Source organism: Actinomadura fibrosa (assembly GCF_900659615.1).
GTDB classification, from domain to species: Bacteria; Actinomycetota; Actinomycetes; order Streptosporangiales; family Streptosporangiaceae; genus Spirillospora; species Spirillospora fibrosa.
The window spans coordinates 1-7,881 of sequence record NZ_CAACUY010000338.1; the positions used below are offsets into that span (position 1 = coordinate 1).

General features: G+C 75.6%; 6 protein-coding genes and 1 pseudogene. 2 read left to right on the forward strand and 5 right to left on the reverse strand.

Going from position 1 to position 7,881, the window contains the following annotated elements; translation table 11 throughout:
- Window positions 1-216: hypothetical protein (locus E1300_RS50900; protein WP_207400347.1), on the reverse strand; the 216-nt coding region annotated here is incomplete at its 3' end.
- Between the two features lie 541 nt (window positions 217-757).
- Here E1300_RS50900 and E1300_RS45230 point away from each other — a divergent pair.
- Window positions 758-1,063, forward strand: a complete 306-nt coding sequence (locus tag E1300_RS45230) for a hypothetical protein (RefSeq protein WP_207400348.1) — start codon at window positions 758-760, stop codon at window positions 1,061-1,063.
- Window positions 1,064-1,234: 171 nt separating this feature from the next.
- Here E1300_RS45230 and E1300_RS45235 read toward each other — a convergent pair whose 3' ends face one another.
- Both E1300_RS45235 and E1300_RS45240 read right to left on the reverse strand, forming a co-directional pair.
- Window positions 1,235-2,485: an NAD(P)/FAD-dependent oxidoreductase gene (locus tag E1300_RS45235; protein WP_131763440.1), complete on the reverse strand. Its 1,251-nt coding sequence runs from the start codon at window positions 2,483-2,485 to the stop codon at window positions 1,235-1,237.
- Between the two features lie 128 nt (window positions 2,486-2,613).
- Entirely contained in the window at window positions 2,614-3,846 is a 1,233-nt protein-coding gene (locus E1300_RS45240; RefSeq protein ID WP_131763441.1) for a carboxylate--amine ligase, read from the reverse strand.
- A gap of 667 nt (window positions 3,847-4,513) precedes the next feature.
- Between E1300_RS45240 and E1300_RS53120 the strand changes: the two are divergent.
- Window positions 4,514-4,795: pseudogene (locus tag E1300_RS53120) on the forward strand (glycosyl hydrolase); the annotation flags it as partial.
- 182 nt (window positions 4,796-4,977) lie between these two features.
- Here E1300_RS53120 and E1300_RS45250 read toward each other — a convergent pair.
- Both E1300_RS45250 and E1300_RS45255 read right to left on the reverse strand, forming a co-directional pair.
- Entirely contained in the window at window positions 4,978-6,444 is a 1,467-nt protein-coding gene (locus E1300_RS45250; protein ID WP_207400349.1) for a glycosyltransferase, read from the reverse strand.
- 44 nt (window positions 6,445-6,488) lie between these two features.
- Window positions 6,489-7,881, reverse strand: a 1,393-nt coding sequence (locus E1300_RS45255; protein ID WP_207400350.1) for a GNAT family N-acetyltransferase, incomplete at its 5' end; no start/stop codon positions are given.

Genomic DNA, 7,881 nt, shown 5'->3' on the forward strand with positions numbered 1-7,881 from the left:
CGCTCCGGCCGCGGGACGCGCCTGCGCCCCGGCCTGGACCTCGGCCTGCGCCTGGACCCCGGCCTGGGCGGCCGGCCCGTTCAGCGCGGACACGGCGAGCCAGCCCGCGAACGCGAACCCGGCGAGCGCGGCGAGCCGCACCAGGACGGAGCCGGGTGCGGGCCGCGACCGGTCCGCACGGGGCACGGCCCCGCGGCGGATCGGATCGGGTCGCATCGTCTGGCTCCTTCTGCCGGATTTCGTCTCTCGTTCGGGAACGGTCGGACGAACGTAGCACCGCATCGCCTCGAATCGCGGATTCTCTGTTCTATCGGAGTGTGCTCCTTTCCCTTCGGGCCGGAAGGGCGGCCCGACCGGCCGGACCGGTCGCCACCACCTTCCGCCGGTGCGCGGCACCGCACTCGCACATCACCGATCGTTTACCTGGAACGGCGGATCGATTTGCCGAAGACCTTTGTCGGCGGGCCGCGACGAAGCTCGCCGCACGCCTGCTACCAGGCAACTCACGGCCGAACGCCGGGCAGGCGCTTGGCCCGGGTCCGTCCGCGATCACCCGATTGCTGGCCGCATATTCGGTTGACCGCGCATTGCGCTGATTCTCATTGAAAAACGAGCCCACCTGAACGCAACTTCTCAGGAAAGAGCGATTATCCCGGTTGCCTTGGGGCCACGCTTGGGGTGCGATTGGTTGCGTCCGGACGGCTTGCAGTCTCTGCGGCTCTGGGCTCAGGCTCACTCGACCCCGAATGGAGACCACATGCTCAAGCGACTGATCGTCGGCGCGCTGCTCGGCGCGGCGGGCTTCACGGCGTTCGCACCCGCGCCCGCGATGGCGGGCGACGACCCCCAGGTCGTGCAGATCATCGGTATCCAGACGTGCCGCAGTGTCGACATCGCCGGTATCGGTGCGGCGATCCACAACATCCTGGGCATCACGCACGAAGAGGGCGACTGCATCAACGGCTCCTCGATCGACAACAGCAACGGCCACGCCAACCACAACGGGTCCGGCAACGACTTCGGCAAGGGCTCCGACAAGGGCGGCTACGACAAGGGCCACTGACGCCCGCCGACACCCGCGCCCGCCGAGCCGTGGCACCCGGAGCCGTCCGGGGGCCACGGCTCGTGCCGTTCCCGCCGGGCCGTCCGGGCCGTCCGGGCCGTGAGACGGCGATGCCGGCGGCACGTGCCCGGGACGGGGCCGCGCCGCCGGCATCGCCGGTCCGCCGGACGGTCAGGTGCGGCCGTGGCCGGCCTCCAGGGCGCCGTCCGCGCGCCGCCCGAGGCCGCCGCCGGGCGGGGTCCGGCGGATGATGCTCCCGGCGATCCTGCGGGCGGCGAAGTCGGAGCCGTGCACGAACCGCATGACCGGCCCGAACGTGGCCGCGGCGGCGAGCCCCGCGAAGTACAGGCCCGGCAGGGACGACTCGAAGTCCCCGGTGAGCACCGGCGAGCCCGCGCGGGTGTCGACGCGGACGCGCAGCTCCGGCGACAGCATCCCGAGCCGCGCGACGTCCGGGACGTACCCGGTGGCCGCGATCACGTGCCGGACCTCGGCCGTCGTCTCGCGGCCCGACCCGTCGTCCAGGGTGAGTGCGACGCCCTCGTCGCGCTCGGCGGCCCGCGTCACCCGCGTGCCGGTCGTCACCGTGACGCGCTCGTCCAGCCGCTCGCGCAGCCACCAGGAGCCCGCCGGCGGCAGGGTGGTGCGGACGATCCGCCGCCGCATCCGGTGCGGGAGGTGCCGGACGACGCCGGGCCGCTGCGACCACAGCCAGGTGCGGTAGCCGGTGCCCAGCCCCGACTGCGGGCCGCCGAACAGCCGGTCCGCCAGGGAGCGGCGCTCCTTCGGGACGGTGTTCCAGTCGAGCTCCTCCCGGCGGGCGATGAGGCGCGGGCGGGCGCCCGCGTCGGCCAGCAGCACCGCCGTCTCCAGCGCGGACTGCCCGGAGCCCACGACGGCGACCTCCTCCCCGGCGAACAGGCCGAGGTCGCGGTGCGCGCTGCTGTGCGACACGAGCCACGACGGCAGGGACGCGAGCTCGTCCGGTACGTGCGCGAACGGGCCGACGCCCACGGCGAGGACCACGACGCGCGACGCGATGCTCTCCCCGGTGGCCAGCGTGACGGTGTACCCCGTGGAGCCGCCCCGCTCGACCTTGACGACCTCGCCGGGCTCGGTGCTCGGCACGGCCTCGGCGGCGAACCAGCGGCCGTAGTCGACGAAGGTGTCGAGGGGGATCGGCTGCCCCGTCCGCCAGCCGGGATGCCGGTCGGTGAAGCGCATGCCGTCCTGCGGCGCCCCCAGGCTGGAGGCGAACGGCTCCGACTTCAGGAACATGCCCTCGGGCATGGCGGACGCCCAGAACTGCATCGGCGTCCCGATGACGCGGACCTCCAGGCCGAGGTTCTGCAGGTGGGCGCCGACCGAAAGGCCGTAGGGCCCGGCGCCGACGATCACGACGTCGCTGGCCGAGTCGCTCATACTCGTTCTCCCCCGTGTTGTCGTTCGTGCTTGCTGGTGAAGGCCGGTGCCGGCCGGGATGGCGGCGGCCGGCCGAGGACGGCGGCGCGCCCCGTCTCCGGGGCGGCGCCTCGGGCGGGGCGCCGCGGCTAGGCGCGGCGCCGCACGCGGATCCGCTCCACCGCCCGGGCCGCGCTGCGGCGGCCCATGGCGAGGAACGGCGGCAGGTCGTCGCACGCGTACCAGGCGAGCTCGTCGGCCCGGCGCAGCGGGCGCAGGGCGCCCGGCCGCAGGAACGGCGGCCGGACCGACTGCCGGAGGTAGTGGTTCTCGACCAGGATCGTGCGGCCGATCGCCGGGATCGCCTCCGGGACGGGACGGCCCGACTGGTCGAGGTGCAGCGCCCGCGCGAGGTCGAGCCCGCGGCGGTCGGTGAACAGCCGGAACTGCGCGCCGATCCGCGGGTTGAAGTCGAGCAGGTGGTACGCGCCGGTGTCCGGGTCGCGCCGGAAGTCGAGGTCGACGAGCCCGCGGCAGCCGAGCGTCCGGACGAGGCCCCGCGCGAGCGCGTCGAGCTCGGGGTTGTCGACCCATTCGCCCGCGACCGTGTGGCCCGCCCGCGGCGGGTGCGCGAGGTGCTTGCGGCCCGTCCCGCCGAAGAGGCAGGCGAGGTCCTCGGCGAAGTAGCCCTGGAAGAACCAGTCGCCGGCGCCGGACGGGATGCGCCGCTGGAGGATCAGCGGCCCCGCGTCCGCGTCCCCGGCGCGGGACGCGGCGAACAGCGCGTGCAGGTGCTCCGGCGCGTCCACGACCGTGGTGCTCGGCGCGCCGGCGCGCAGCAGCCAGGGCCGGGCCCACTTGGCGACCACCGGCAGCCCGAGCTCGGCGGCGGCGTCGTCGACCTCCGCGGGCGTGGCCGGGGTGCGGTACTCGGGCCCGGGGACGCCGTGCCGGGCACAGGCCGCGATCAGCAGCGACTTGTCGGCGACGCGCCGCGGGACGTCCGGGTCCTGGCGCGGGAAGACGAAACGGCCGGCGAGCGCCGCCGCGTGCTCGGCGATGAAGATCGCGCCGGCGTCGTCCATCGGGACGAGCAGCGCCCGCCGCCCGACGCGCTCGGAGATCGCGCGCAGGTGGTCGAGCAGGGCGGCCGGGCTCGCGGCGGACGGCGCCCAGGGATGCCCGCGGTGCAGGTAGCGGGACCGGGACACCGGGCTGGAGCGGCCCTCCAGGATGGCGTGCACCGGGACGCCGGCGCGGCCGAGGGTCCTGATCACCCCCAGCGTTCCGTGGTGGAAGACATTGTGGTTCGTGCGCAGGAGAAGGACGGGAAGGCCCGGGTCGAGCCGCGGCGGCGGCGGGGCCTGGTCTTCGAGGAACATCCGCTTCAGCCGGCCGATTCCAGCGGGTTGCGGCGCACGGCAGCCTTCCTTGTCGAAGGTAAATTTTCGCATCGGCCGCCTGGCCGATTCGTTCGCGGCAGACGCCAGAGGGCATAGGATACGCATGCGAGCTGCGGATATCCATTCAGCGCAACGGCCGTCCGGAAACGCACGAAAAAGGCCGCTGCCATTCTGCCCGCTCCCTCCCGTTCTGGCCGCATCGGCGGCTCTGCTGGCGCTCGCCGCGTCCACTCTGGTGACCTGGATCCAGCCGCAGTCGGCGCACCGGGCGGCGCAGTATGTTCCCTTGGGGGCTTTTCTGGGTTCCGGCGCCGAAGGCGTGGAAAGGGTGGAGCATTTCCAGCGGTGGCTCGGCTCCACGGTCACCGTCGGGCACACCTATCTGCCGGGCGACGACTGGAACGGCGTCGAGGGCCCGCCCGAGATCATCAATCCGTGGGGCCGGTGGCGGCAGGCCGATCCGCGCCGGACGCTGGTGGTCAACGTGCCGATGGTCGTCCCCAACGAGGCGGGGCTGCCCCGCGACGTGCTGTCCTCGCTGCTGCGCGGCGGCGCCGCGGGCGCCTTCGACGACCATTTCGGGACGCTCGCCGCGCGGCTCGTCGCGGCCGGCGCCGGGGACGCGGTCCTCGTTCCCGGCTGGGAGATGAACGGCCAGACCTACGGCAGCCGCTGCGGCCCGAATCCGGCCGCGTGGAAGGCGCTGTGGCGGCGGATCGTCGGCGTCATGCGCGCCGTCCCGGGCGCCGCGTTCCGTTTCGACTTCGCCGCGACCCGGGGCCGCGACGCCATTCCCTGGCCGCTCTGCTACCCGGGTGACGACGTGGTGGACATCATCGGCTCCGACAGCTACGACCAGGGTCAGGCGGATTCGTTCGACGACTATGTCAACGAGCCGTACGGGCTCAAGGAGCAGGCCGACTTCGCCGCCGCCCGCGGCAAGCCCATCTCCTTTCCGGAATGGGGTCTCTTCCGCAATGCCGACAACCCGGATTATGTCCAGGGAATGCATGACTGGATCACGTCCCACAATGTCGCGTATCAAACGGTCACCGACTACTGTCCGCACGGCGTCTGGTCGTGCGACCAGAACCCGCGCTCGTCCGAGCTCTACCGCGAGCTGTTCGGCGGGGTGACGGCCCCGCCGGCGTCCCTGCCGCCGTCGTCCGCGCCGCCCGCCGGGTCCGGTCCCGCCACGGCGGGCCCCCCGACCGGCACGACGTCCGCGCCGCCCGTCCCGTCCGGTCCTCCGGTGCCCGGCTCGGGAACGCCCTCGCCGATGCCCACCGGGGCGCCGCCCGCGCCGGGCCGGCCCGCGGGAAGCGGGACGCCGCCCGCCGGGAACGGCTCACCCGCCGGGAACGGCGCGCCCACCGGATCCCAGAGCCCGGTGCCCGCGCCGCCGACCGGCTCGGCTCCGTCCAGGACCTCGTCGCCCAGGCCTTCGCCCAGGCCCTCGTCGCCCGGACGCCCGCCGGCGTGGCCGCCGAGCCCCGCGACGTCGCGGGTCAGGGCCGCCAGGAGCGCCACGGTGCCGGAGACGTCGAAGGCGGCGGACGCGGCCGCGGCGGCGCGCCCCTCCTCGTCCGCCACGCCGGGGAACAGCAGCCGTCCCGCCACCTCGGCGGCGAGCGCCGCCGGATCGTCCACCGGGACGAGCGCGCCGACCCCGCCGCGCACCACCTCCGCGATGCCGGGGATGTCCGTGCCGACGAGGGAGCGCCCGGTGGCGAGGGCCTCCAGGGCGGTCAGCGGCAGCCCCTCCCAGCGGGACGGCAGCACGATGACGTTGGACGCCGCCAGCCAGTCGCGCGGGTCCTCCACCGCCGGGACGAGCATCACCCCCGCCGGAGGCCGCCGCCGCAGCTGATCGAGGTCCTCGCCGTCGCCGACGACGGCGAGCCGCGCCGCGGGGCACCGCGCGGTGACGGCGGGCCACGCCTCGACCAGCACGTCCTGCCCCTTCTGGCGGGTCACCCGGCCGACGCACACCGCCAGCGGCACGTCGGCGGGCAGCCCGAGCCGGGTCCGCGCGGCGAGCCGGGCGGCGCCGTCGGCGGGCCGGAACCGGCGCCGGTCCACCCCGTTGCGGACGAGCCGGTACGGCCCCCGCACGCCCGCGCGCATGCCCTCCTTGAGCTCGCCCACCCCGACGCAGACCAGCGCGTCGGCGCCGCGCGCCGCGAACCGCTCCCACAGCCGGCTGACCGCGGCCTGCCGCCCGGTGGCGGCGAGCCACGACCAGCCGTGCGGCTGGAAGATCGTGGGCGTCCGGCGCGGCCCGAACGGCAGCCGCCCCGCGAGCCCCGCCTTCGAGGAGTGCAGGTGGACGACGTCGGGCGCGAACCCGCGGATCAGGCGGCGCAGGCTCAGCGCCTCCAGCAGGATCCGCGGGCCGGGCGCGCGGCCCGCGGGCCAGTTGAACCACGGGACGCTCGCCGCCGCGCACCGCGCCGGCAGGTCGCCGCCCGGCGGGCAGGCCACCGCCACGTCCCAGCCGCGCCGCCGCTGGTCGCCGGCCGCCATGCCGACGTAGACCGCGACGCCGCCGTCGTTCGGCTGGCTGACGTGCAGCACCCGGATCCGCTCCGGCGGACCGGCACCTCCCTCCCGCCCCGCCCTCAACGGACGCCCGGCCGGCCGGACCCGCCACCCGCACCGCCCGTGCTGGCGGCGTGCACGCCCGGTTCGCCGGGACGGGGAGCGGGCACCAGCGGTGGGGCGGGATGGTCGACGGCGACGCGGTGGTGCCAGCGGGCGGACAGCCGCGCCCGCGTCCGCGCCAGCCCCGCGAACGCGGCGGCGGGCGCGGACCGGCCGAGGATGATCCGCTGGTTCTGCACGGCGTCGGGCCGCCACTTCAGCTTGTACGGCTCCTCGCCCCGCAGGAGGCTGATCGCGGGCCTGCTGCGCTCCCGCGCGAGGTCCAGGTCGTGGCGCAGCAGCATCAGCGCGACGTCCACGCTGCCGCGCAGCTCGGGCACGGACCCGTACAGGTAGGCGCCGACGAACCGGTGCCCGATGAGGACCAGGTCGCCGGCCACGAGCCGCCCGTCCCGCCGGTACTCGACGATGGCGGCCCGGCCGTCGCGGACCATCGCGGCGGCCGCCTCGGCGAGGTGCCGGCGGAACCGCTCGCGCGTGTGCTCCGGGTTGATCGGACGGCCGCGCCACTGCTGGACGTGCAGGTCGAGCAGGGTCCCGGCGGCCTCGGCCGCGCGGTCGGCGGAAACGGGCTCGGCGGTGATCCCGCAGGCGTCGATCTTGCGGAGCTTGGCGCGCATCTTGCCCGCGGCGCGGCCCGGCAGCCGCCCGAGGACGTCCGCGATGTCGGCGGCGGGCAGTTCGAGGCAGACCGACGACGGCATCCGCCACGCGCCGCGCGGCCAGCTCCCCGCGACCAGGTGCGCCGCCGAGCCGGGCCGGACCTCCCGCAGGTCGAGCGCGCACCATCCGGGCTCGTCGAGCAGCGCCTCGGTGAGGTGCCGGACGGCGCCGTCGGTGTGGACGGGGTCCAGCAGGAAGTCGGTGAAGTCGCTCTGCCCGGCGGCCAGCGGCACCAGCACCGGGAACCCCCAGCGGCCGGCCGCCATGAGCGGCGCCGCGGCGACGAGCCGCCCGTCCCGCCGGACGAGCGCCAGCCGGAGGCGGCCCGGGGTGCCGTACCAGGTCCACCAGGACTTCAGCCACGCGTACGCCTGGAAGGGGGTCGCGGCCGGGCTGCGGTCGTAGAGGTCGCGCAGCTCGTCCGCCAGCACGGTCAGGGCGTCGTCGTCCCGGCGGACCTCCGCGGACCAGCCGCCGGACGCGCTCGCCGCCGCGGCCGCGGCCCGCTCCGCCGAGGCCGTGCCGGAGAAGGTCACGAGACCACCTCCGCGGGTTCGGCGGCGGGGCCGGGCACCGCGGGCCCGGGGACCGATGACGGCGGAGGCGTTGCCGGGCACGGCCAGGCGCACGTGCAGCGTCCAGGCGTCGGCCGCCGACGTCGCACCGCGCGTGATGTGCGTCAGCGTG